Source organism: Companilactobacillus sp. (assembly GCF_022484265.1).
GTDB lineage: Bacteria > Bacillota > Bacilli > Lactobacillales > Lactobacillaceae > Companilactobacillus.
In genome coordinates, this window is record NZ_JAKVLR010000001.1 from 1,136,858 (window position 1) to 1,161,334 (window position 24,477).

The 24,477-nt window shown below is 39.3% G+C and carries 22 protein-coding genes and 1 pseudogene; 9 read left to right on the forward strand and 14 right to left on the reverse strand.

Annotation, left to right across the window (positions count from 1 at the left end; all coding sequences use genetic code 11):
• The first annotated feature begins 41 nt into the window (after window positions 1-41).
• The gene (locus LKF16_RS05630; protein ID WP_291469476.1) at window positions 42-1,226 is read left to right on the forward strand and encodes an MFS transporter; all 1,185 of its coding nucleotides are present in this window, start codon (window positions 42-44) and stop codon (window positions 1,224-1,226) included.
• Between the two features lie 81 nt (window positions 1,227-1,307).
• Window positions 1,308-1,691: a winged helix-turn-helix transcriptional regulator gene (locus LKF16_RS05635; protein ID WP_291469478.1), complete on the forward strand. Its 384-nt coding sequence runs from the start codon at window positions 1,308-1,310 to the stop codon at window positions 1,689-1,691.
• Between the two features lie 40 nt (window positions 1,692-1,731).
• On the opposite strand, the gene LKF16_RS05640 is transcribed toward LKF16_RS05635, so the two are convergent.
• From LKF16_RS05640 to gnd, 4 genes and pseudogenes are all read right to left on the reverse strand, one after another.
• Window positions 1,732-2,133 (reverse strand): fluoride efflux transporter FluC, encoded by a 402-nt coding sequence (locus LKF16_RS05640; RefSeq protein WP_291469480.1) that lies wholly within the window; start codon window positions 2,131-2,133, stop codon window positions 1,732-1,734.
• A 94-nt stretch (window positions 2,134-2,227) separates the two neighbouring features.
• Window positions 2,228-3,580, reverse strand: a pseudogene (locus LKF16_RS05645) (gluconate:H+ symporter).
• Window positions 3,581-3,649: 69 nt separating this feature from the next.
• Entirely contained in the window at window positions 3,650-5,200 is a 1,551-nt protein-coding gene (gene gntK / locus LKF16_RS05650; protein WP_291469482.1) for a gluconokinase, read from the reverse strand.
• A gap of 25 nt (window positions 5,201-5,225) precedes the next feature.
• On the reverse strand, window positions 5,226-6,125 hold the full coding sequence (gene gnd / locus LKF16_RS05655; RefSeq protein ID WP_291469484.1) for a phosphogluconate dehydrogenase (NAD(+)-dependent, decarboxylating): 900 nt from the start codon (window positions 6,123-6,125) through the stop codon (window positions 5,226-5,228).
• A 133-nt stretch (window positions 6,126-6,258) separates the two neighbouring features.
• Between gnd and LKF16_RS05660 the strand changes: the two genes are divergently transcribed.
• Window positions 6,259-7,119: a MurR/RpiR family transcriptional regulator gene (locus tag LKF16_RS05660; protein WP_291469486.1), complete on the forward strand. Its 861-nt coding sequence runs from the start codon at window positions 6,259-6,261 to the stop codon at window positions 7,117-7,119.
• Between the two features lie 266 nt (window positions 7,120-7,385).
• On the opposite strand, the gene LKF16_RS05665 is transcribed toward LKF16_RS05660, so the two are convergent.
• Window positions 7,386-8,030 carry a hypothetical protein gene (locus LKF16_RS05665; RefSeq protein ID WP_291469488.1) on the reverse strand — a complete coding sequence of 215 codons (645 nt, stop codon included), beginning with the start codon at window positions 8,028-8,030 and terminating at the stop codon, window positions 7,386-7,388.
• A gap of 180 nt (window positions 8,031-8,210) precedes the next feature.
• On the opposite strand from LKF16_RS05665, the gene LKF16_RS05670 reads away from it, so the two are divergent.
• Both LKF16_RS05670 and LKF16_RS05675 read left to right on the forward strand, forming a co-directional pair.
• Entirely contained in the window at window positions 8,211-9,314 is a 1,104-nt protein-coding gene (locus tag LKF16_RS05670; RefSeq protein ID WP_291469491.1) for a CAP domain-containing protein, read from the forward strand.
• Between the two features lie 71 nt (window positions 9,315-9,385).
• A complete protein-coding gene (locus LKF16_RS05675) occupies window positions 9,386-10,801 on the forward strand; it encodes a hemolysin family protein (RefSeq protein WP_291469492.1) in 1,416 nt (471 codons plus the stop codon).
• Between the two features lie 408 nt (window positions 10,802-11,209).
• On the opposite strand, the gene LKF16_RS05680 is transcribed toward LKF16_RS05675, so the two are convergent.
• Window positions 11,210-11,725, reverse strand: coding sequence for a hypothetical protein (locus tag LKF16_RS05680; RefSeq protein WP_291469494.1), 516 nt, complete (start codon window positions 11,723-11,725; stop codon window positions 11,210-11,212).
• A gap of 351 nt (window positions 11,726-12,076) precedes the next feature.
• Between LKF16_RS05680 and LKF16_RS05685 the strand changes: the two genes are divergently transcribed.
• Window positions 12,077-12,685: a hypothetical protein gene (locus LKF16_RS05685; RefSeq protein WP_291469496.1), complete on the forward strand. Its 609-nt coding sequence runs from the start codon at window positions 12,077-12,079 to the stop codon at window positions 12,683-12,685.
• A 449-nt stretch (window positions 12,686-13,134) separates the two neighbouring features.
• Here the strand turns inward: LKF16_RS05685 and LKF16_RS05690 are convergent, their stop codons facing one another.
• From LKF16_RS05690 to LKF16_RS05700, 3 genes are read right to left on the reverse strand one after another with little or no spacing between them, the layout of a single operon-like run.
• Window positions 13,135-13,488, reverse strand: a complete 354-nt coding sequence (locus LKF16_RS05690; RefSeq protein ID WP_291469498.1) for an iron-sulfur cluster biosynthesis family protein — start codon at window positions 13,486-13,488, stop codon at window positions 13,135-13,137.
• Between the two features lie 16 nt (window positions 13,489-13,504).
• On the reverse strand, window positions 13,505-14,320 hold the full coding sequence (locus tag LKF16_RS05695; protein ID WP_291469500.1) for a hypothetical protein: 816 nt from the start codon (window positions 14,318-14,320) through the stop codon (window positions 13,505-13,507).
• A 3-nt stretch (window positions 14,321-14,323) separates the two neighbouring features.
• Window positions 14,324-14,986, reverse strand: a complete 663-nt coding sequence (locus LKF16_RS05700; RefSeq protein WP_291469502.1) for an HAD hydrolase-like protein — start codon at window positions 14,984-14,986, stop codon at window positions 14,324-14,326.
• Window positions 14,987-15,084: 98 nt separating this feature from the next.
• Here LKF16_RS05700 and LKF16_RS05705 point away from each other — a divergent pair, with 98 nt between their 5' ends.
• Window positions 15,085-17,421 (forward strand): HAD-IC family P-type ATPase, encoded by a 2,337-nt coding sequence (locus LKF16_RS05705; RefSeq protein WP_291469504.1) that lies wholly within the window; start codon window positions 15,085-15,087, stop codon window positions 17,419-17,421.
• A gap of 164 nt (window positions 17,422-17,585) precedes the next feature.
• Entirely contained in the window at window positions 17,586-19,361 is a 1,776-nt protein-coding gene (locus LKF16_RS05710; RefSeq protein WP_291469506.1) for an ABC transporter ATP-binding protein, read from the forward strand.
• A 552-nt stretch (window positions 19,362-19,913) separates the two neighbouring features.
• Here the strand turns inward: LKF16_RS05710 and LKF16_RS05715 are convergent.
• The 4 genes from LKF16_RS05715 to LKF16_RS05730 form a co-directional block, all read right to left on the reverse strand.
• Window positions 19,914-20,126, reverse strand: a complete 213-nt coding sequence (locus LKF16_RS05715) for a hypothetical protein (RefSeq protein WP_291469508.1) — start codon at window positions 20,124-20,126, stop codon at window positions 19,914-19,916.
• A 181-nt stretch (window positions 20,127-20,307) separates the two neighbouring features.
• Entirely contained in the window at window positions 20,308-21,459 is a 1,152-nt protein-coding gene (locus LKF16_RS05720) for a linear amide C-N hydrolase (protein ID WP_291469510.1), read from the reverse strand.
• A 346-nt stretch (window positions 21,460-21,805) separates the two neighbouring features.
• Entirely contained in the window at window positions 21,806-22,789 is a 984-nt protein-coding gene (locus LKF16_RS05725; protein ID WP_291469512.1) for a ribose-phosphate diphosphokinase, read from the reverse strand.
• A gap of 18 nt (window positions 22,790-22,807) precedes the next feature.
• Entirely contained in the window at window positions 22,808-23,188 is a 381-nt protein-coding gene (locus tag LKF16_RS05730; protein WP_291469514.1) for a YueI family protein, read from the reverse strand.
• Window positions 23,189-23,274: 86 nt separating this feature from the next.
• Here LKF16_RS05730 and LKF16_RS05735 point away from each other — a divergent pair, with 86 nt between their 5' ends.
• On the forward strand, window positions 23,275-23,514 hold the full coding sequence (locus LKF16_RS05735) for a hypothetical protein (protein WP_291469515.1): 240 nt from the start codon (window positions 23,275-23,277) through the stop codon (window positions 23,512-23,514).
• A 27-nt stretch (window positions 23,515-23,541) separates the two neighbouring features.
• Here the strand turns inward: LKF16_RS05735 and LKF16_RS05740 are convergent, their stop codons facing one another.
• Window positions 23,542-24,399: an ROK family protein gene (locus LKF16_RS05740; RefSeq protein WP_291469516.1), complete on the reverse strand. Its 858-nt coding sequence runs from the start codon at window positions 24,397-24,399 to the stop codon at window positions 23,542-23,544.
• Between the last annotated feature and the right edge of the window lie 78 nt (window positions 24,400-24,477).

Genomic DNA, 24,477 nt, shown 5'->3' on the forward strand with positions numbered 1-24,477 from the left:
TTTGTCGAATAGATAATTAATCAATTAGGGGAGTGAATAACTTGCAAAATACAAAAATTTCATCAACATGGACTTTAGCTGCATTGGCCATCAGCGCCTTTGCAATCGGTAGTGCCGAATTTATCAGTGTCGGGATCATGCCACTGATCATCAAATCATTTAATATCACCATCGCTCAAGCAGGATTGACTGTTTCATTATATGCGATGGGCGTAATGTTAGGAGCTCCGATCCTAACGACCTTGACCACCAGAATCGACCGTAAAAAATTATTGATTGGTATCATGGTCAGTTTCATTATTGGAAATACAGTTTCAGCTTTTGCACCAACATTTGTCATCCTATTATTAGGAAGAATCATCACTGCTTTATCACACGGATTGTTTATGACGATTGCTTCTGTTGTTGCAGCAGATGTCGTTGCTCCTAACAAGCGTGCTTCGGCAATCGCCATCATGTTCACTGGATTAACAGTCGCTACAGTGACTGGCGTTCCACTTGGAACTTATATTGGGCAAGCCTTGAACTGGCGAAGCTCATTTATCTTCTTGATCTTACTAGGAATCGTCGGAATGATCGGCAGCTTTATCTTAGTACCAAACAACCTTTCAAAGGCAACTCCTAGCAACCTCAAAGGTTTTGTTCGGATCATGAAACAACCTAAGTTGATCTTGATCATTTTGATCACAGCTTTGGGATATGGCGCAACTTATCCAGTCTACACTTATATCTCAACGATCCTTAACCAACAAATGGGCTGGTCAGATGGCGCAATCGTCATCATCTTGATTGTCTACGGTTTGGCGGTCGCAATTGGAAATACCATGGGCGGACGCCTTGCCAATGTTAAGCCTTTGAACGCCCTGTTAAAAATGTTTATTGGCTTAGCTGCAACTTTGTTCCTAGTCTGGGTAACATTGAATACGCATTACTTTGGATTAGTTGCCGTAATGCTAATGGGATTGTTCGCATTTATGAACGTTCCCGGCTTGCAGCTTTATATGTTGCAATTGGCAGAAGAATTAACTCCAAGTGAAGTTAATTTAGCATCATCACTAAACATTTCGGCTTTTAACATTGGTATCATCATCGGTTCAACTATGGGTGGATTTGCAGCCTCAAATAACATGATTGCCATCACACCATGGTTAGGAATCGCAATGTTGCTACTCGGCGTTATCTTAATTTTTTACTTGATGAGAAGCGTTTCTGCTCAAAAACGATAATTCTGTTATTTTCCTTATTAACATGTTAATATTGATTGCGATTATTAAATCAATTTAGCCGTTAATAAGGGGGAATCAGCGTTGGAACAATGCATTTATAACATTGGAGTCGAAGCTACGATCGATGTCATTGGTGGCAAATGGAAACCTTTGATCCTGTGCCACTTGAAAAAAGGTACGATGCGTACCGGTCAATTACGACGTGTAATTCCTAATATTACGCAAAAAGTTTTAACGCAGCAATTACGCGAATTAGAAGCTAGTGGTATCGTCAATCGAAAAATCTATGAACAAGTACCGCCAAAAGTAGAATACTCATTGACTGATTACGGCAAGACTCTCAACAACCTGCTCTATGAGTTGTGCAAATGGGGAGAAGAAGATATTTGCCGTCGTCGTGAAAAAGGCGAATCGATCTTATTATTAGATGAAAAGCCTGAAATACCAGAAGTACAAGCAAATTAGCGAATGAAGTGCAGTGCACATCATTCGCTATTTTTTTGTCTTAATTTTTTTCCAATTCCTTGTCAGCAAAATATACTGCCAAATAATTGCCGAATAGTGCTAACAAAAATCCACCTACCATTGTAATAATTAAATACAGTCCAAAAGCTAAATAGTCGCTGTTCAAAAATAGTTTCACTGCATCAGCCGACATCGTCGAAAATGTCGTATATGAGCCTAACAATCCAGTCGTCAAAGACAAGACTGTCCCAGCAGATAAGTGGAAACGATCATGCAAGTAATGGATCAATAACGGTAAAACAAACGCGCCAGTCAAATTGACAAAGATCGTGCCCCAAGGAAAGCTTGAGTAATTTATAAAAAGCAGACTGATCAAATATCTCAAGATTCCGCCAATTGATGCGCCGATAAAAATAATGCCGAATGTTCTCAATTTTTTCATAAGTCATCCCCGTGATTCGTATCCTAATAGGATAACATTTTTTCCAGGTATTCAAAAAGGACCGACATTTGCCGGTCCTTATTTATGAACTATTTTACAAAACTAAACTTAGTAGCAAGACACCGATCAGACCAACTACGGCGATCAATGTTTCAAGTACTGTCCAAGTGAGCAGCGTTTCTTTAATAGTTAGATCAAAGTACTCTCTAAACATCCAGAAACCAGCATCGTTGACGTGAGATGCGGCAAGTGAACCGGCACCAACTGCCAATACCATCAAGGCTGGATTTACACCAGCTGATTGCATTAGTGGAAGTACTAGACCAGCAGCTGTTAACGAAGCAACTGTGGCGGAACCTAGAGCAATTCTCTAGACTACTGCGATTACCCAACCTAGGATAAGTGGTGAAAGATTTGTACCTGAGAAGAGTTTCATAACTGCATCACCAACGCCACCATCAATTAAAACTTGTTTGAAGGCACCGCCACCACCGATAACTAGTAGCAACATAGCGATTGATTTAACAGCTTCTTCAACTGTGTGCATGATTTGTGGAGTTTTGAATCTTCTAGCCCAACCCATCGTGTACATTGCAACTAGCAATGAAATTGTCATTGAAATTGCTGGTGTTCCGATGAAGGCAATAATTGAATCTAAAGTCGATGGATTCTTTGGTAAATGTCCACCATTAAATAGCAATTGATAAATTGTGGTAATTGCCATCAAAATAACTGGGAACAATGAAGTAATAACGGAAATTCCAAAGCCAGGTGTATCTTCAAGCTTAAATTCCTTTTGAGGACCTAAAGCTGACAAGTTACCTTTTCTATCAAAGGCATCTGGAACGATTTTTCTAGCCACACGTGTGTAAAGTGGTCCGGCGATAATAACCGCAGGAATAGCCACGATAATACCGTAAAGCAAAACGTGTCCAGCATTGGCGCCTAATACGGCACTAATGGCAGTTGGAGCTGGATGTGGTGGCAAGAATCCATGAGTAACGGACAGTGCTGCTGCCATTGGAATTCCTAAATACAGAATTGAAACTCCAGCTTCCATAGCAATGGCGAAGACGATTGGTACTAACAGAACCATACCTACTTCAAAGAATAGTGCAATACCGATAATAAATGATGCTAAAACGATTGCTAACTGTAGTCTCTTTTTTCCAAATTTCTGGATCAAGGTGTGGGCAATTCGATATGCACCACCGGCATCAGCAACCAAACGACCAAGCATGGCACCAAAACCGAAGACAATTGACAACTCGCCTAACTGACTTCCGATACCATCTTGGATACTGGTGGCGATTTTGGTCAGTGGCAATCCCAAACCAACACCAACAGCAATTGAAGTAACGACTAATGAAACAAAAGTATTTAATTTTACTTTGATGATCAAGAACAACAATAGAGCTATTCCTAAGATCAGCACAACAAATGGCATAAGTATTTCCTCCCTAAATTACGTAATCGCTTTCACGTATCCTCTTATTAAAACTCGTCGTGAGACGAGTTATTTTTCTTGGTGCTCTTTCATATGTTTCTTCTGAAATTCAGCGATACTCTTATATTCTGGTGCTAGAATCTTAGAAACTCTGATCCAGATTGGTAGTAATTCACGGTAAACTTCAAAATTCTTTTCTTCTGGATGGTGGACGTTAGTAACCCCGACCATGTTCTTAACTTCTGATAGATCATCGATGTAGCCTAATGAGTACATTCCTAGAACTGCGGCACCTAAACATGAGCTTTCAAAACTTTCGGGAATCGTAACATCTTGTTCAAAAATATCAGCTAACATTTGTCTCCAAAGAGCTGAACGAGCAAAACCACCAGTAGCTTGAATACTCTTAGGCTTTCCAGCAACTCCTTCGATCATCAACATAACCATGTACAAGTTATAAACGATACCTTCTAGAGCGGCACGAACCATGTGGGCACGTGTATGTTGACGTGTTAGTCCAAAGAATGAACCTCTAGCATAAGCGTTCCAAATTGGTGCACGTTCTCCACCTAGATATGGATGGAATAGTAAGCCATCAGAACCAGCTGGGATTTTTTCAGCAATCTGCGTCAAAATGTCGTAAGAAGAAACTTGCATTTGTTCGGCAGTGATCTTTTCAGGTGCGAACAATTGATCGCGGACCCAACGGAAGACGATACCACCGTTATTGACTGGGCCACCAACGACCCATTTGTCCTTGGTCAAGGCATAACAGAATAATCTACCATTTGGGTCAACGACTGGCTTGTCAACAACTACACGAACGGCACCAGATGTACCGATCGTAACGGCAACAACACCAGGGTCGATAGCGTTAACGCCTAAGTTTGATAGGACACCGTCAGATGCACCAAAGATAAATGGTACATCTTCGCCAATGCCGAGCAATTCACCATAGTTTTTGTTGATACCTTTGATTTGGTCAGTTGGTTCAACTAATTCTGGCAAACGGTCTTCAGTCACATCTAATAAATCAAGTGCTTGTGGTTCCCACTTTAATTTAAAAATGTTGAACATCCCGGTAGCTGATGCAATTGAATATTCCATCTGATAAACGCCAAAGAATCTGTAGAAAACATAAGTCTTTAAGTCGATAAACTTTTTCGCCTTATTATAAAGGTCTGGCTTTTCATTCTTTAACCAAAGCATCTTTGATAGAGGTGCCATTGGATGGATTGGCGTACCAGTCTTGGCATAGATCTCTGCACCTAAGCCATTGTTCTTCAAGTCTTCACTGTATTGAGCAGCACGGTTATCAGCCCATGTGATCGCACGTGTGAGTGGTTGGTCGTTTTCATCCATCAAAATCAAACTGTGCATTGCTGATGAGAATGAAACACCCTTGAGTTCGCCAGGTTTAACCTTACCCTTGCGCATAACTTGTCCTAATACTTCAACCACAGCGTCAAAGATATCTTCTGGATCTTCTTCAGCCATATCAGGAGTATCTTGATACAATTGGTATCCACTATTGGCATATGCAATAACTTTACCCTTCATATCGTATAAAACTGCTTTTGTACTTGTTGTACCAATGTCGGCACCAATCATATAATCCATTAGAAATTCCTCCTACTACTAATTGCTACTTCTTGTCGACGTCGTGGCCGCCGAATTCATTTCTAAGTGCTGCAACAACTTTACCAGTGAAAGTGTCGTCCTCCATTGAACGGTAACGCATCATCAATGACAATGCGATCACAGGTGTTGGCACTTGTTGTTTCAAGGCTTCTTCCAGCGTCCATTTACCTTCGCCAGAAGAATGCATAACGCCCTTAATTGCATCAAGGTCAGGGTCTTTTGAAAAAGCCGATTGGGCTAATTCCATCAACCAGCCGCGGATAACTGAACCGTTTGACCAAACTTTAGCAACTGCTTCATTATCATAATCAAAATCGCTGTGTTCCAAAACATCGAATCCTTCAGCAATTGATTGCATCATTCCGTATTCGATACCGTTATGGACCATCTTCAAGTAATGGCCGCTACCAGCTTTGCCGGTATACAAGTAACCATCTTTTTGAGCAATACCTTCAAAAATTGGTTCGATCTGCTTGAATGTTTCAGCATCGTCGCCACCAATCATGAAGTTTCCGTCATGATTAGCACCGCTCATACCACCTGAAGTACCAGCATCGAAGAACTTGATACCTTTGGCAGTCAAAATTTCGTTGTGTCTCAATGAGTCTTCATAAAAAGTATTTCCACCGTCAATCACGATGTCGTCTTTATTCAATAATTCACTCAACGTATCGATTGTCATATTTGTAGGCTTGCCAGCTGGCAACATTACCCAAACGATCTTAGGTTTATTTAACTTTGCAACTGCATCTTCCAAACTATCAGCCACTTCGGCTCCAAGTTTACCTGCGTTGGCTTTTGATTCCTCATTCAAATCAAAGGCTACGACTTCATTGTCATTTCTAATAAGGTTTTCCGTGAGGTTGATCCCCATTTTACCTAAACCTATCATGGCTAACTTCATTAATAACATCTCCTGTGTAATTGCTTTCAACAGAATTCATTATACGAAAATATTTTTCAACAATCAACTAATATGATGAAAAAAGTTTTCTTATATGCAAATATGTGTTATTTTATAATCACGAGGTAAAACTATGGCAAAAAACATTAATTACGTAATTCAGAGTTACTACCATAATTTAAAAGGTACTTATAAAGAAATAGCTGATTATATTTTGCACACCGAATCGTTTGATTCCGCTTTGACAATCAGCTCGTTGGCTGAAGAAGTGAATGTATCGATCTCTTCGATCTCACGATTTGCTAAAATTTTAGGTTTTTCCAGCTTCCAAGATTTTAAACTCAGTTTGATCACGTCTAGTTCAGACTCATCAGATTCGTTGTTCCAAGATATCACTGCCAACGATTCTTACATGACGATGACTCAAAAGATTTTTAATGGAAACATCTCGACCCTCAAAGCTACTGAAAAAGTGTTGACTGAGCGACAGTTAGAACAAGCTTCTACCATCATTGAAGAATCTGACTGCGTCGCCTTTTTTGGACTAGGAGCTTCGGGAATCGTTGCCCAAGACGGATTCCACAAATTCCTCCGTTCTGATAAAAAGCCTTATTTCACCACTGACTTCCACATGCAATTGATGATGGCCACCAAACTGACTGAAAAAGATTGTGCCATTGTAATCTCCCATAGTGGCGAGAACCAGGACACCTTGCAGATCGTGTCAGAACTAAGAAAAAACCACGTTAAGATCATCGGAATCACCAGTTACGGCAATTCCAGTCTGACCCACTTAGTCGACGTCTGCCTGCTGTCGATCTCAGATGAAACGCAGTACCAAAACGAAGCGTTGCACGCCATCATTGCTCAGATCAGTTTAGTCGATACACTATTCATGATCACAGCCGTCCATGACGAACAACAAACTAGTACCGTCTTTAAAGAAATCAGAAGCACCATCAATCTCACTAGAAAAACCGCTGAAAAAAAATAGAGGATGTCTGCATATGCAGATATCCTCTTATTTTGATTTGACGGACAAACTCTTCCGCTTAACTACTGAATGAAATGATTGCACAGTACGCAATCCTTCCATTCTTACGTTAATGCTCGGAAATTACCCGCTTTTGACACTCTCTAATCTGAAACGAGCTTATAAAAACAGACTTTTCCGCTTGCCACGGATATGGCTGATTGCATAAACCGCAATAAGTCATATCCTGAGCAATGCTCGAAGTCTAACCGTTTTTAACGCTCTCTTTATTTTATAAATCTGTTCCACCAATGTTCTTTTTTCTCGTCTGTTACTTGCATGTTGACGAGCGTATTTAGGTTGGCATCCTTGCCGGCTTCTTTTTTACTCTTATCATCGTCTTTGTTAGCTTCATCAGCCTTGGCTTTTTTCTCTTTAGCCTGACGAACTGTCTTTAGATATTCTTGATACTTCTTATCTTTTTCAAGTTTCTCATCAGTTTCTTCAGCCCCTGTTTCTTCCTGAAGTTTGATGATCTTCTTGCTCAAGTTTTGAATAACGCGGTCTTGTTGCTCAATGTTAGCACGCAACTCTTTGATAGTATTTTCCAAATTAGCTACCTGCGCGTTATGAGTACCATTGCTAGCATCCGTTGTGCCGTCATTGTTAGCTTCAGACACTGGATAAATTTGCTTAGCTGCTGATTCCAAAGTCATTTTGGGACCATGTCCAAGTTCAACCATTTTATTGAAATCATCAATGTTCTTTTGAGTATACAAACGGTTATTCTGCTTGTTACGTTCGAAGTATCCACCGTTATTAGTTGAATGTTCGACAATTAAAGAGTATTTCCGTAGCGTGGCAACGCTGATCCCCAAAATTTCGGCTGCCTGAGCCGGTGTTAAAAATTTAGTATTCTTCGTATTTGTCAAAACGATTCCCCCAACCTATATGTCATTTTAATTATAAAAATTATGTAACGTTTTATCAACTAAATAAAAACAAATATTCTGATAAAATGAAAATATTTATATGTTGACCGTGCTAATATATAATTCTACACATTTATTGGTTATAATATAAGAGGAAACGTCAATTATAGGAGATAAACTATGAAACATAATCGATTGATCACCGGGATAGTAGTTGCATTGGCTTTAGCAACTGCCAGTTCTCCTTTACAAGTTAGTTATGCTGCAACAGAACAAGCTGGTTCTTCCGCCACTGCTGTTCCTACTACTGAGGACAAAACTGTTTACACAGCAGATGAACAGGCGCAGATTCAAGCATTTCAACAAAAGTACGCTCAGTTAACTGACTCAGATAATTCGATCTACAATTTATTTCAAACTGAACCTAATTTAACTGACCCATTCGATATCGGCGTTTTGAATCCTCGTGTCATTACTAGAACGGTCGACTGGATCAATTATTATCGTTCATTGTCTGGATTACCAGCAATTGACAATAACGCAAATTCAAATAATTTAGCACAAATTGCTTCAGCCGTTATGGCTGCTGCCCAATCCGATCCTCAAAAAGACCAACACGGTTTAAAAAATACGACTCAACCGGATAGCGTTTCAGCGCTAAATTGGAATAAAGCTGTCTTGGGTACTAATGAAAGCAACTTGTACTTTGGCTATCCTACTTCACTTGGGTCAATGATCAAGGCGTTAATGCTTGATAACACAAATATCTCAGGATTAGATGCTGGCCATAGAGCTTGGTTCTTATCTCCATACTTGTCAAAAGTTGGCGTTGGACTCGCGATAGCTCAAAACGGACGCCATTACGAGAGCGTTTTAGTCAACAATCCACCAGATGCTAATCGGACTCCTAGTACTCAAATCATTAATTATCCGGCCAATGGACTTTTTCCAGTAGAAGAACTAGTCGGCAGTCAATCTCATCCAATCGTCCCTTGGTCAATTTCATTTGCAAAGGGATCTAATTTAGTTGATGACAATACTACGATCACCGTCACTAATTTGACTAACGGAACAACTGGTACGGTCAGCCCTAGTTATTATGGTAGCCAAGCCTACAGTGAAACATTCTTAAGCTTTGCTCCACCAACTAATGTAACTATTAATGATCATTCAGAATATAAAGTAACTGTCAGTGGACTAAAATCCGATAGTATGACAAGCTATAGTTATACATTCAAAACATTCTCAGAAAATGCTACTGAAAACGTAACAAATAGCAAATAATTCCTTAAGCCGACTGAAGTCGGCTTTTCTTTGGTGTATAATCCTTCTTAACTAGAAAAGAGGTTCATTAATTGTCAAGTTCAACGATAACAGGTAATTTTATAATCATTCTAATTACCTTTATATTTGCTTTCTTCTGTGTTGCCGCCGAGTTTGCTTTGGTTCAAACCAGACCAAGTCTTCTGGAAGATGCCATTGAAAAAGGCGATGGTAATCCCAAGAAGTTACAACGTGCATTAAATATGGTCAACAATCTGAACGAATACTTATCAACTACTCAAGTTGGTACTAGTATCGCTGGTATTATCTTAGGTTGGATTGGTGAAGGAACCATTGAATATTTGCTGGTTGAACTCTTCGGTATGACCCATGCTATCAATAGCAGCGGTCTTCATATCATTGGTTCGATTGTTGGTGTTCTTCTACTAACATACTTTGAAGTGGTCCTAACTGAAATCGTTCCTAAGAACATTTCAATCGATCGTCCATTGCAAATGTTAATGTTAGTCGTAAATCCATTAAGATTTTTCCATCTAGCTGTTTACCCATTCGTTTGGTTGTTGAACAGTTCATCAAACGGAATCGTTCGTTTGATGGGTATGAAACCTGCCGATTCAGAAAACCAAGTTTTTTCTCAATCTGAAATTTTGAACTTATCGAAGTCTTCAATCAAAGGCGGAGATATGGATCAAAACGATGTTGTCTTCATGGAACGTGCATTTGAATTAAACGATAAAGTTGCCAAAGACATCATGGTCGATAGAACTAGTCTTTATGTCGTCGACATCACTGATAAAGTTAGCGATGTCATCAAAGACTACTTGCAACAAGGTTTTTCAAGATTTCCAGTCGTTGCGGACAACGATAAGGATAAGGTCCTAGGATACGTTTATGCCTACGATATCGTTCGTCAAAACCAAGTTGACGGATCAGTCGGAATCAGTCGGATCTTGAGATCAGTCAACACAGTTCCTGAAACAATGCCAATTCAAGATATCCTATCAAAAATGATCAAGAAGCAAACTCCAATCGTCATCGTTGTCGATGAGTACGGTGGGACTTCTGGTATCGTGACTGATAAAGATATTTACGAAGAATTATTCGGAACTGTTAAGGATGAAATCGATGTCGTTTCTGATGAATATATCATCAAAAACGAAGACAAGTCTTACAACGTATCTGGTAAGACTACACTTTATGATTTTGAAAGATACTTTAGAACTGATATTAAAGCCTTTCAAGAGTCAGATATTATTACTGTTGGTGGTTATATCTTAGAGAAATTCCCTAATATCCAGCTGAATTCAGAATTTAATCTCGATAACTTCCACTTTAAGGTGGCGGAATTCGATCATGGTTTTGCTAACTGGTTCAAGGTCACGATCGATGATGATGAGGTTACCAAGAGTGGCAATCTTGCATCGCTAACTGAGGTTGATGATTTGAAGGAAGAGTCGGATGATACGAAAGGTAAAGATGATAAGTAAAGGAAGACCGTTGGGTCTTCCTTTTTTTGTTTTTTTTGTAGGCGGTATGAGGGCCGACTCCGGACGAAAATTGCTTTCGGGGATCCGTGACATGCTGGGCACAACTTTAAGCCAAGTGTCACTGCGTGACGGCTTGTCTTAAAGCTTGGCCTCATCCTAAGCAATAAATTGCTAAGGATGATTTCAGCATTTGGTCCCCACGCGATTTTCGTCCTCCGTCTAAACAGCGTTACTTCAAAATCTCTGTGTATATTGAAATATGGTATGCGAACTCTGCTGGCAAGAACTTTAGTTTTAAACCTTCAAGCCCTTAAGACCATATCAATTAAAAAGGAGAAAGCCCAACTTCTTGGCTTTCTCCTTTTTTCTGTCTGGAAACATATTTGATTTTGGTTGTCCTTATATTGGTTAGTCTTCGTTCTTCGCATTTACGTATGTTAGTAGATCTTTGTTTACGTTGTCGTCTAACATGTCGAAGAATAGCTTGTCGGTGTCGATTCCTAGTGCCTTTGCACAAACTTTTACCACTAAGCTTTCATGTCGCTGGTTCAGCTCTTCGGTTCTCTCCATTGTTTGGACGTCCTCCGTTTGAAACTTCAGACTATATTGATCTAGAAAATTCATAGCCTCGGCTGAAATCTCGTTTGTATCCAGCTGATCACGCATGTCAGATGATTCATTTACGATATTGATAATCGTCGTCAAATGTTCATCGACCATTGCTTGGAACCACTCCAATGGATACTCGCGTGGCTTTCTCTTGGAAGAATTTTCCACTCTAAAGCGAGATTCACCATATTGTTGAGCATGCTTTTCCGTATCAAAGTCTCGAACCCAGTTGGAAACAGTCCGAACCGTAACGCCAACATCCCCTTCATCAAAAATAACTTGCATATCATTCACAGTTAAAAATTTTGATTCCATAATAGAACTCCTTCTAGGTCACTTGAATTTTGAAGTGGTACTCGCAACCTCTTTGACAATCACAAATTACCATACGAAAAAGCCGTAAACAAATGGAAAAAGCCCAAATAATTTCTACTTTAAATCGGAAGAATCTTCAACAATTGAAGCAACTAAAGAATAGAAACAAACTAGAATCGTTTCATTTAATCAGAACAATCGCCTTTTTAAAAAGTCGAGGATTACTGATAAATCAGGATTCCCAATATTTCATTTTATTTTCTTTTAAAAAATTTTTGTTTCTTTTAAAAATTGAATACCATGTACCAAACTGCTAAATTACAGACGAACAGCAATAGGAGGGAACGCATTATGATATTCAGATTTATAAAAGATTGCATCAAATACATATTTAACTGGTCATTTTTCGGTTACTTTTCAATCGTAGGAATCCTCGGTTTGATATTCGGACTACAATCAGCACACCAAGTAAATGTTGATCTGCAACAAACCATCCAAATAAACGGCATCCAACATTATACGAATGCGGCAATATTTAAATTCCACATGGGAGAAATCCGAAGCTACCTATTCGTGCTATTGAATTTACTATACTTCCCATCAGTCATGAGATTAGTAGCAAATATTCCATTTCTAGGAAAATTTTTTAACAACTTCGGCCAGCCAGCAAATGCATTGATCAAAGCAAGCAATTTTGCAAAAGGCGCTTATAACAATACCGATACAGGACAACGTCCAGTTGTAAGAAGACAAGGATCGTTTCTAGTATTCGGATTATTGAATAATCCAATTTATAACGGAGCGGCCTCAGCAAATGCACTAGTAGCATTCATAATTTCCTTAGTAGTATCACTAATAGCATTAGCCGGAATGCTGTACATATGGAACTACGCATTTTACGCAGGATTAATAATCGTCCCATTGTCAGTAATCTGGGATAACATTATACAGACAAACTAGACGGGAGAATCTGAAATTAAGATTCTCTTTTTTTATTTATATAAAATTGGTGACTCCGAAGGAGGAACAAATCGGCATCAGTGACTCCGAAAGGAGGAGCGAAATTGAACCGACCACCCCAGATTTTTCACCAACAAAACTGGCATACCCTCTTTCACCAAACAAAAGAGAATTTGACTTGACTCAACCCAGGCGGAGGACGGAAAGCGATGCCCGGCTCAGTAGAGACATTTTCGTTAGCCGGCGACAACGCCAGCTTACGAAAAGAGGCAGATTTGAGATTTTTTCGGGCTTTGAAAAAAGCTCAAAGTGTCTCCTCTACGTTCCAGACGAAAGGCAATCACTTTTCGTCCGGAGCCGGCAGTGAACCACCAATCCAAGAATCCACCACAAACAAAAACAAAATAAAAAAGGACTCGCCCAGCGAGTCCTGTCCATCAATTCTCTAATTAAGCTTTAACAGAATCAAAATCAATAATATTCACGCTATTATCAATAGTTTCAAAATCATTCTTAAACACTAAAAGTTGAGTTTTGGGATTAACATGAAGTTGAATACCAGGCTTGAGAAATTCCTCAGCACTCTCCTTGTAATAAATCGGACCCATAACACTGTCCAACTTAATAGAATAGTCTGAAAGATCCTCGTCCTTGTCCACCATAATAATACGGAACTTAGTGATCAAGGCACAGTCACCCTCACCAGAAAAACGACCCAAACCATCATCAAGATCCAAAATAATATTCTTGTCGTTAAACTTTGCTAATTTTGCTTGTGCTTCTGGAGTAATTTCTATCTTCATACCAAAAATCTCCTCATCAGTTATATTTGTATTTCCCGGTACTTCCCCAATCCAAAATACTTACGATAAAGACCATAAATACGATCGATATGTAACTTGTGAAAATACCATTGAGTATATTATACAAAACATCCCTGATATTGTATTCTACATTGCTTGTGATTAAGTTAGCAATTGGGTAATACATCACTACCAAAGCGATGGCAAGCAAGATAGCTGTAATGATTCCGACCGTTCCCATATGATGTAAAAATATCATATTTGAGCCAACTTTAGCTCTCAACCTAATCGCCAACAGTATAAAAATCACGCTGGCAACGATGATGACCGTTTTCACAAGCTGTTTAACTTCTTTAATGTGCTGCAAGGATTCATCAATTGGACCAATGTCATTGTTGACGATCTGGTCCATGATTCCCTTGTTGCTGCTAACAGTTTGATCAACTTCAGTATCAATATTTAATCCGTCAGACTTCGCTTGCTTTTTTAAATTATCGCCAATCGTAGCTAGTACTACTGAGCCAATTGTCAAATTAGGGTCTCCATCATATAGTTCATCAACAGAAGTGTCGATGATCGATTTGACTTGTTTCGTACTCAATTGCGTTGCCGCCATATTCTTAAGGGGAGAATAGCTGTCGACAACGCTACCTAATTTCTGATTAGTATAATTCTTGATCAACGAAACATTACTGTCGCTAGTGACGACCTTCTTGACATAGTTACCGTTTAACACAGTCGAGAGAGTTATTCCTAGAAAAACAATGATCATTAAACAAAGCGATAATAAAATAAGTGTGAATCCGTGACGATTATATACTGATTTACTCATTAATTACTTCTCCAAAGCTATTTTTGCGATTTCTAAAGGTTTGTTGACGATCCAATCAGACTTAGCCTTGCTTAATTCGTCTTTATCCCCAAAACCGTATGTTACTCCTATGGCCTTTAGATTATTCTTATGAGCCCCAACGATATCGCTGCTACGATCCCCCACCATAACAAGATTATCTGAGTTTAAACTGACTGACGTTTTGTCCATACCATATGAAATAACATCTTCTTTAAGAGAACGCGTTACTTCATCATCGCTGGCACCAAATACGTGTCGAATGTACGGTGCCATGCCAAAATGGTTTACAATATTCTTAGCGTGAATTTCAGGTTTTGACGTAGCAACGAAAATTTCCTTGCCACTATCCTTTAGTTGTTCCAGCATCTCATAAACGCCGTCGATAACAGTTAATTCCTTCCAGCCTTCAACATCATAATACTCGCGAAAACTCTTCATGCGAGCTTTTGCAATTGGATCATTAACGTCGATGTTGTCGTACTTTTTAAAGGAATAACTAAATGTTGGTCCAATAAATTTTCTCAATGTTGCATCATCATGCGGAACATAGCCTAAAGTATCGTTGTACATGTATTTTAAGCCTTTCATGATACCCTTTTCAGAGTTCACTAAAGTTCCATCTAGGTCAAAAAATAAATTATTCAAAAATTAGTCATCCTTTTATGTTAAGTTTTAGTTAGTATTTAGAGTATAAGACATTTACCAAAAAAATGCCTAATCAAATCATTGCAGGTAAATAGATAATGAAAGTTAAACAACCAGAAGTATATACCAATATAAATTCTGGTCTGACAAATCAAGAAGTTACGAAAAAAATTGCTGCTGGTCTCACTAACGTCCAGATCAAAAAACTCTCACGTTCGATTCCGCAGATCTTAGCTGATAACATATTTACTCTGTTCAATTTTTTAAACTTAGTGATTGCGCTTTTAATAGGTTGGACTGGATCATATCGAAATCTATTCTTCCTCGGACCCGTGCTGGCCAATATTATAATTGGAAGTTTCCAACAGATCCGTGCAAAATTGACCGTCGATAAAATCAATTTGGTCAACGAACAAGAATTTACCGTCATCCGTGATAATAAAGAAGTCCAAGTCCCCATAGAGGACCTGGTGCAAGATGACATCGTGATCTTAAAGCGTGGAAATACCATCCCTGCTGATGGAATCATTCGCTCTAGTAACGGTCTGCAAACTAATGAATCAAGCATCACCGGTGAAGCCGACACGATTGAAAAATTCGAAAATGACTCGGTCTACTCAGGTAGTTTTGCCATCGCTGGTCAAGCCAAGATTCAATTGACCCAAGTCGGAATGAATAGTTTTGTCTCCAAGCTTTCAAACGCCGTTAGTCAGGAAAAAGGCTCTGAAAGTATCTTGATGAAGATAATTAACAACATTATCAAGATTTTAACATATACTATCGTTCCAATCGGCTTAATTTTGTTTTTCCGCTCATTCTTAAAAAATGGCGATGTCGCTCAATCGATTTTAGGCACTTCAGCCTCAGTCATCGGAATGATTCCTGAAGGATTGGTACTCTTGACTGCGGTCGCCCTAGCTACTGGTGCTTACAATCTTTCTAAAAAGAAAATTTTGGTCCGGTCGCTGAACGCCATTGAGACTTTAGCACGTGTTGATACGCTATGTCTAGACAAGACCGGTACGATCACCACAGGTAAATTAACCGTCAAAAAGATTCACCCTGAAGCAAGCTTTGATGAAAAATTTGTTAAACAAGTAGCTGCAACTATCGTTGAGGTCACTCAAGAGACTAACGCGACTGCTCAAGCTATCAAGAAACTTAAATCTGAGACCTTTAAAGAAAAAGTTTCTGAAGTATTGCCATTCTCATCCGAAACCAAATATTCAGGCTATATTGGAGAATCTGGCACTAAATATATGATGGGTGCTCCAGAATTCATCATCGACAATCCAACGGCTGAAACAAAAGACGCTGTTGAAAAAGCTGCTGAAAAGGGCTTTCGTGTGATTGCTGTCTTGCGTTGTGTCAACGATAAACAAGAATTGCTTGGTCTAATATTTATTTCCGACGAAGTTAGAAAGCAAGCTAAATCGACTTTTTCATACTTAAAGAACCAAGGTATTGACCTGAAGATCATTTCCGGTGACAATCCGGTCACAGTTTCAAACGTTGCCTCGCAAGCTGGAATTGATAAGACTGATAATTACATCGATATGAGCACTGTTCCTGAAGATGCCGACTACACAAAATTAGTCGACAAGTATCGGGTCTTTGGACGAGTTCGTCCCAAGGAAAAATCCGACCTGATCGCTGCGATGCAAAAAAACGGACTGACCGTTGGTATGACAGGCGATGGTGTCAATGATGTTTTGGCTATGCGCCAATCTGACTGTAGTATCGCTATCGCTGGCGAAAGTGATGCCGCCGAATCCTCAGCTGATTTCGTACTATTAAATAGAAACTTTGACTCAATGATCTTCATGCTTAACGAAGGACGTCGAGTAATCAATAACGTTGAAAGAGTTGCTTCACTATATTTGATCAAGACGATTTATTCAGTTGTCTTATCGATCGTCTTTATCTTCTTAGGTTCAGGCTACCCATTTCAACCTTCGCAATTGACCCCAGTTAACGCTCTAACCGTTGGTATCCCAACTTTCATTCTTGCCTTAGAGCCTAACTATCGTCCACCAGCAGGTCGATTCATGCGAAATGTTATGGAAATCGCCCTACCTGCAGCCATTTGCAACATCATTTTGATCTTGTCGATCAATGGGATCGGCAGTTGGGCAAACTTATCGTTTAAGAGCACCTCGACCATGTCAGTCTTTGCCATCGGAATCATCGGCTACTGTGCCTTAATTTCAATCAGTAACCCATTGATAATTCGGAAAAAAATTATGATAGCCGCATCGATGCTACTGTTCGTGATTGCCTTTACCTATTCAGATAAACTATTTGGATTGCAAAGCATCTTTGATCTAAGATTTACCTTCATTTACATCTCCATCCTATTACTCGCCTGGCCTTTATTCATGTTTATGCGTGAGGTACTAGGACGTCGAGTATTCTCAAAAATAAATTGGAAATAACCGAAAGATATCAAGTAATTGCTTGATATCTTTTTTTTGATATAATGTGGGCTTATCAAAATAAAGTTTAATTCAGGTCTTGACAATTGATACGGTACCGAACTATAATTCATTTCGCAATATAGTTCGGTACCGAAATAAATAAAATATACGAGGATATTAATATGCGTGAAGGTGCAACAATTGAACGTGGTTTGCCTAAAACTAACAAACCAACTAGCAAATTTAAGTTCAAAGATTTTTTGCAATTGATCAATAGCGTTAATCCCAAGAAATCGCTATTTCTATTAGGAATGCTCTTGAGTTTGGTCACCAGTGGCGCCAGCTTGATCGTTCCACAATTGACCAAGGGACTAGTTGATACTAGTGGACTTTCAAAAATTGACGGTAAGATGCTAGCCGTTTTGATACTAGCCTTCGTCATCCAACTAGGGTTTGGAACCATCGGTGGTTTCATTCTACGATACGTCGGTGAAAGTTCTGTGAAGACTTTGCGAGAAAAACTCTGGGCTCACCTGCTAAGACTTCCCGTCGATTATTTCGATGACCACAAGTCTGGTGAGAGCAGTTCTCGAGTAGTCAACGATACTAGCGTTATCAAAGATCTGATAACATCGCAGTTCCCTAACTTCATCACCGGAGCCATCCAATTAGTCGGTTCAATGATAATTTTATTTTTCATGGACTGGAAGATGGCATCATTAATGTTCAGCATCGTTCCAATCGTTGTTTTGATCCTATTCCCAATCGGAAAAATCATGGCACGTTTAGGTAGAAAGCTTCAAGCTGCGACAGCTGACTTTAACGCTGATGTCAGTGAAAAATTATCAGAAGTACGTTTGATCAAGGCCAGCAATGGTGAAGAATTTGAAAAAGTAACCGGTCGCGGATTTATCGACAAGATCTTTAAAGTTGGTATCAAAGATGCCAAAGTTGAAGCTGTCCTCAGCCCCATCATGACAACCGTGATGCTAGGTGTCTTCGTTGGTATCTTAGGATACGGTGCAGTGAGAATCCAACAAGGAACACTTTCAAGTGGTTCCTTAGTAGCATTCTTACTTTACTTGTTCAACATCATCACCCCAGTAGCAAGCTTTGCGACATTCTTCTCGCAAGTCCAAAAAGCAATGGGTTCAACAGAACGTATCCAAGAAATTCTCCACACAGAACCAGAAGTAACTACAACCGGTGAAGCAGTTGATGTAGAAGGAAAAGAAATCACAGCCGCACACTTGAACTTCAGCTATGATCCCGACCATCAAATCCTGCACGACGTTTCATTTGAAGCTAAACCAAACACAGTAGTAGCCTTCGCGGGACCAAGTGGCGGAGGTAAATCAACAATTTTTTCATTATTGGAAAGATTTTACCAGCCAGACAACGGTTCAATCCTAATCGGAGAACATGACATCAAAGACATCGACTTAGCCAACTGGCGTTCCCAAATCGGTTACGTTTCCCAAGACAGCGCAGTATTCGCCGGAAGCATCCGCGAAAACTTGCAATACGGACTAGGCAAAAAGTTGACCGACGAACAATTGTGGAACGGATTATCCTTAGCGTATGCAGACGGATTCGTCAAAGACTTCCCAGAACAATTAGACACGCAAATCGGCGAGCACGGCGTCAAGCTATCCGGAGGACAAAAACAAAGAATAGCAATCGCCAGAGCCTTCTTGAGAGATCCAAAAATCCTAATGCTAGACGAAGCCACAGCCAGCTTGGACTCAGAATCAGAAGAAAAAGTCCAACTAGCACTAGATCAACTAATGGTAGGAAGAACCACCCTAGTAATAGCCCACAGACTATCAACAATAGTCGATGCCGACCAAATCTACTTCATTGAAAAAGGAGCAGTAACAGGTCATGGAACACATAAAGAACTAATGACAACACATCAGCTATACAAACAATATGTAAATGAGCAGATGGTAAATTAAAAAAAGAGCGTAAAAGCACCCGGGTGAGGCAATAATATAAGATTGCACAATACGGTGGGGACCATTTGGCCCCAGAGTGTTGGGCAAGCGAATATCCCCTGCCTCAGGGTGCTTTTTCGTGTTTCCACTATAAAGATAGAAGCGACCAATCCAAAAAGGTAAATCAGGCAATGAGGGCAAACAAGCGAAGCGAGTTTGACCGGCAAATTAGAAGAGAATAAATGTCGATAGACATAAACTAAATTTTTGAGAAAACACCGCCATCATACCCTCATTCAATAATATATAGAGATTTTGACTCGAACAAGATTAGGCGGAGGACGGAAATCGATGCCCGGCTCAGTAGGGACATTTTCGTTAGCCGGCGACGACGCCAGCTTACGAAAAGAGGCAGCTTTGAGATGTTTTCGGTTTGTGAAAATAGCTCAAAGTGTCTCCCCTACGTTCCAGACGAAAGGCAATCGATTTCCGTCCGGAGCCGGCCCGCATACCACAAACAAATCAGTCAACATCAAAAAAGACGACTTCCCAATCATCCAAGAAATCGTCTTTTTACTTATCCAAATGCAGCTTCCGAGCCTTCTTATGATGCTCAGCCAACAAATCAGTAATCTTGAAATACAAATAAATCAAGGCCACCGCAATAGTAGCCGCACCCGAGATAAAAGCTTCACGCATATTTCTACTAAAAATTAAGATCATAGTCGCAATCAACAAAACCACAATCGCTGCGACAAATGATACATATCTATGTTGATACCTCATAATAATGCCTCCCCGCGGGCATTTAGAACTCCCAAACTTATTATGGTCACTTTCTCAATTATAAGCAAACAAAAAGGATAGACGTTGGATGGAGACGTCTATCCTATTTAAAAAGACTGACACTAGTATCAAGTATCGATGGAATTTTTTATTCTTGGGAGGAATTACGAAATTAATTGTCTTAATTGATACTATATGTGCGTTGTGTGTCGTAGTCTCTGCCAATGACCGCGTTGACGGTACCATTGGACTTGTTGTAGATCATGGACCAGCGAGTCCATGACTTGGTTGAAGCTTTTCCGTATTGGGCAACTTCGTGAAGTAAGTTCATTGCCTGTACGTCGGTCAAGGTGTCATTAGATTTAGTAAGTTCGTTCGATAGGGTTTCGTAGCGATCTTGACCGTGCCCAGTCCCAAATACGGAAGGTGAAACCATAAAGTTGGTTGCGTGATTAGTGTCAACCACGCTCATCTTGTTGTTGATGTATTCAACAACGACAGATTTACCGCTAGCATCGGAGATCTGGTAATGGAATTCTCCCATGCTAGGATCATGCATGTTGTATTGGTTCAACAATGCAAGCGCTGAATCAACAGAATCGGCTTTATCAAGGACCATTCTGATAGCACTAGTTGTCGTGATATCGTTTTTTGAACTATCAGTTTGATTTGTTGGTGAACCGTCCAACTGTAGAACTGCCATCGTTAAGCCCTTTTCGTTCATACCATCAAGAGGAGTGTATGGTACTGCCAACGTCTTTAGGCTATTTAACTTGTTTGTCGGCAAGTCCTGGTTGGTATACTTCAAAAATCCTAGATCGACCATGGAAATTGAAGCATACCCGTTAGTTGGATGAGTTCTGACCAACATCGCCGGTGAATCAGAGTTTTCGTCAAAGTTACGTCCAAAAAGCTGTTGCCCATCAGGCGTAGCTGCCGAGAAGGTGCTGCATCCAAATGCCGGTATGTTCAATTTTAAGGTCCGACCGATATTTGGAAAACCAGTGATGTAACTGCCAACAAATGAAATCAGTTGCGTGGTATTTGCAGCACCTTGTTGCATGAATTTATCCAGCTTATAGTCAGCTGTGTAATCCATGGTGAAAAATGGAGCGTTGGAGTCGCTAGAGACATTCTTGATACTGTTTAAAGAATTGATCTCTTCTCCATACTGCGAAAAAATACCGGACTGCGTATTAGCAATCGTGGCGGCATTGCTAGCTGTCGCTGCATTAGCAGTTTCAGCTTGAGCTATCCCAGATATACCGGGACTGAGCAACAATGCGGTTGAAAAAATAAGAGTTCCCCAAAAACTAGACTTATTCTTCTTCATAAATTAACCCCCTTTGCTAATCCCTTATTAGTTTATGTGTTACATATTACCGTTGATATTATTAAATGTAAATTAAATTTTATCTAATTTTTAATTTCACAAAATTACCAAATCAATATAAAACCCGAAGAAAGCCCGTTTCAATCGGTTGCATTACATTTGAATTTTTTTATTATGATTAAATAAACACTAATTTTTCACATCAGAACTACTCTATTTTTTGAATATTTATTTTAAAAAAGTGAATCAAACTCAGAATTTCATTTTTTCAACAATTAAATTATTTTCTTCAAATTTTGGACACAAAAAAAGCCAAGGGACAATCCCCTTAGCTTCACGCTAATAATTAGCTTAATTTTGTATATTCATCTCTGACTTCAAACAATGAACCGATTGATTCGTCGCTTTCGATCATTTCAATAGCATCGCCGACTAATCCTGTCACTGACAAGATCGTTAACTTGTCAAATTTGCATTCTTCAGGTACCACGATCGAATCTGTAACAACAATCTCTTCAAGATCAGAATTTTGCAATCTTTCAGTTGCACGTTCTGAGAAGATTGGATGAGTAGCTGCACCAATAACACGAGTTGCACCAGCAACCTTAAGTGCGTGAGCACTGTTGATCATTCTAGTACCAGTATCGATCAAGTCATCAACAATAACGCAAACCTTACCGTCGACCTCACCGATGATATTAGGAACAACATCATCAACTTCAGTTGAACGTTGATCAACAATAGCAATTTGTGAACCAAATACTTCAGCTAAGGCTCTAGCACGCTTAGTTGAGTTGTGATCAGGAGCAACGAAAACAACGTCATCAGCTGGTTCCGAAATAGTGTCACGGAAGTAACTGGCAAAAATTGGCATTGCACGCAAGTGATCAACAGGGATATCAAAGAATCCTTGAATTTGTTCAGCATGCATATCTAGTGCAATAACACGGTCAACCTTACCCATTTCCAACATATTAGCAAAAAGCTTAGCTGAAATAGGTTCTCTGGCACGTGACTTTCTATCTGAACGTGTATAAGCGAAATATGGCAATACACACGTAATTTGATGTGTGCTGGCTCTTCGAAGAGCATCAACAGCAATCATTAATTCCATAAAATTATCATTCACAGGATCTGAAACAGAATGAATAATATAAACATCCTTACCACGGATACTTTCGTTGATCTGGATATTGATTTCTCCGTCGCTAAAGTGAGAAACAGAGGCATCTAGCAATGGGATTCCCATATATTTAGAAATACGTTCTGCAACTGGCTTGTTTCCATTTAAAGCTAGTAAAGCAATTTTATCTAATGGCTTATTAGACATATTTTCCTCCAAAAAAAATTATAGAATTACAGGTGAATTGATTGGCTTACTTTCATCTGCTATGACTAAACCCATATCACTGTCAGTAACTTTCTTACGACCATTTCGAACAGGTGCTGACATAACGATGGTAAACTTATACTTCAATTTTACACTTAATTTAAGATATTCGTCCATTAAATAACTATCAATTTTACCATTTAGATATAAATGATATGATGGATACCTTTTCATTACGGTTTCAACCGTTTTCACGTTATCTAAATTTTTTATTTGAGCTACCGTTAACGCAATCGCCACACGTTCAGCAAAATTTCCCAAAAATTTATTTTGTTCATCGGGCTTAACTTGCGGTTTCCCAAAGATATTCTTCTTAATGTAGTCTTCGACACTACTCATATGGCACCCCTTTCAAAAATTTTTAAATAGCTACCCGAAAAGTCTAATAAAATGTATAATTAAATTAACGAAAGGATGTGTTGGTCATGGATGAAATGGTATTTTTCAATCCGGGAGACGCAATTGCAAACTCACGTGATTTCGGGGAGGCAGTTCGTGGCGCTCAAATATACAAAGCAAAAGATCCTTATGAATCATCCTTAATTATCGCTGAAGATGCGACAAATAAAAAGAGCTTTGCAGTATATTTTGCTTCCGACGAAAAGAGTGACGTAAAAGATACTGACAAAAGCGTTGTTCCTTATCATATTAAGAAGAAACTCTAAAAAAATGAGACCGTTAGGTCTCTTTTTTTATACAAATTTTGAGATTGCTCCGTATAATTGGGCTTTATCTGTTAACTTAGCAATTTTTAACTCGGTTTGGAAAAGTCCCTTTGGAATCAATTGACTCATTTGCTTTCTCAAAATATCTAATAGGAATTCGCCTTGTTGCGACACCGCTCCACCAATGACGAGTATTTCGGGATCAAATAGCAAGACTACTTCAGCTAATCCTCGAGCGACTTCATAAGCCCAATTTTCGATAACAGCTAAATAGTGCTCATCATTTTGTTTAGCTTTTTCAAAAGCATCGATCACGCTGATGCCATCGGATTTTAAACTATCTTCCAAGGCTAAAGTTGAGGCACGTTGTTCAAAATAAGTCTTTGATTCTTGGTCATACAAAATATATCCTATTGAATTAGCGTATGAATGAGTCCCACTGTCTAATTTTCCATCTAATAAGTAAGCTCCACCGATTCCAGTTCCCAAGGCCACGCAATAAGCTGTCTCCACATTCTTAGCCACGCCATCGACGGTTTCTCCTAAAAGTGCTGCATCAACATCATTGACTACAAAGACTGGCAAATTAGTTTCCTCTGCCAATTTTTCTTGGATCGGGGTTCCTTGATAACCAGGGATAGTTGGTCCTGCATATAGTATTCCCCCGTCTGCGCCGACAATTCCAGCTGTACTGACTCCGATGGCATCAATTTGGTAATTGCCTTGAAATTCAGCTGCAATATCCAACAGCTCATTTAAAATGTGGCCATCCTTGTTTTGTTCGGTGGCAACTTTTCCGGTATGAGAAAGATTTAATTGCTCATCTACTAAAGCATATTTAATAGTGGTGCCGCCAATGTCAAAGGCTAAGAATTGTTTTGACATAATTATTTCCCCGTTTCAGTAATTATTATTGTATTTTGTTAACATAATATTTATTATTGTAGCTAAAGAAGTATAAGG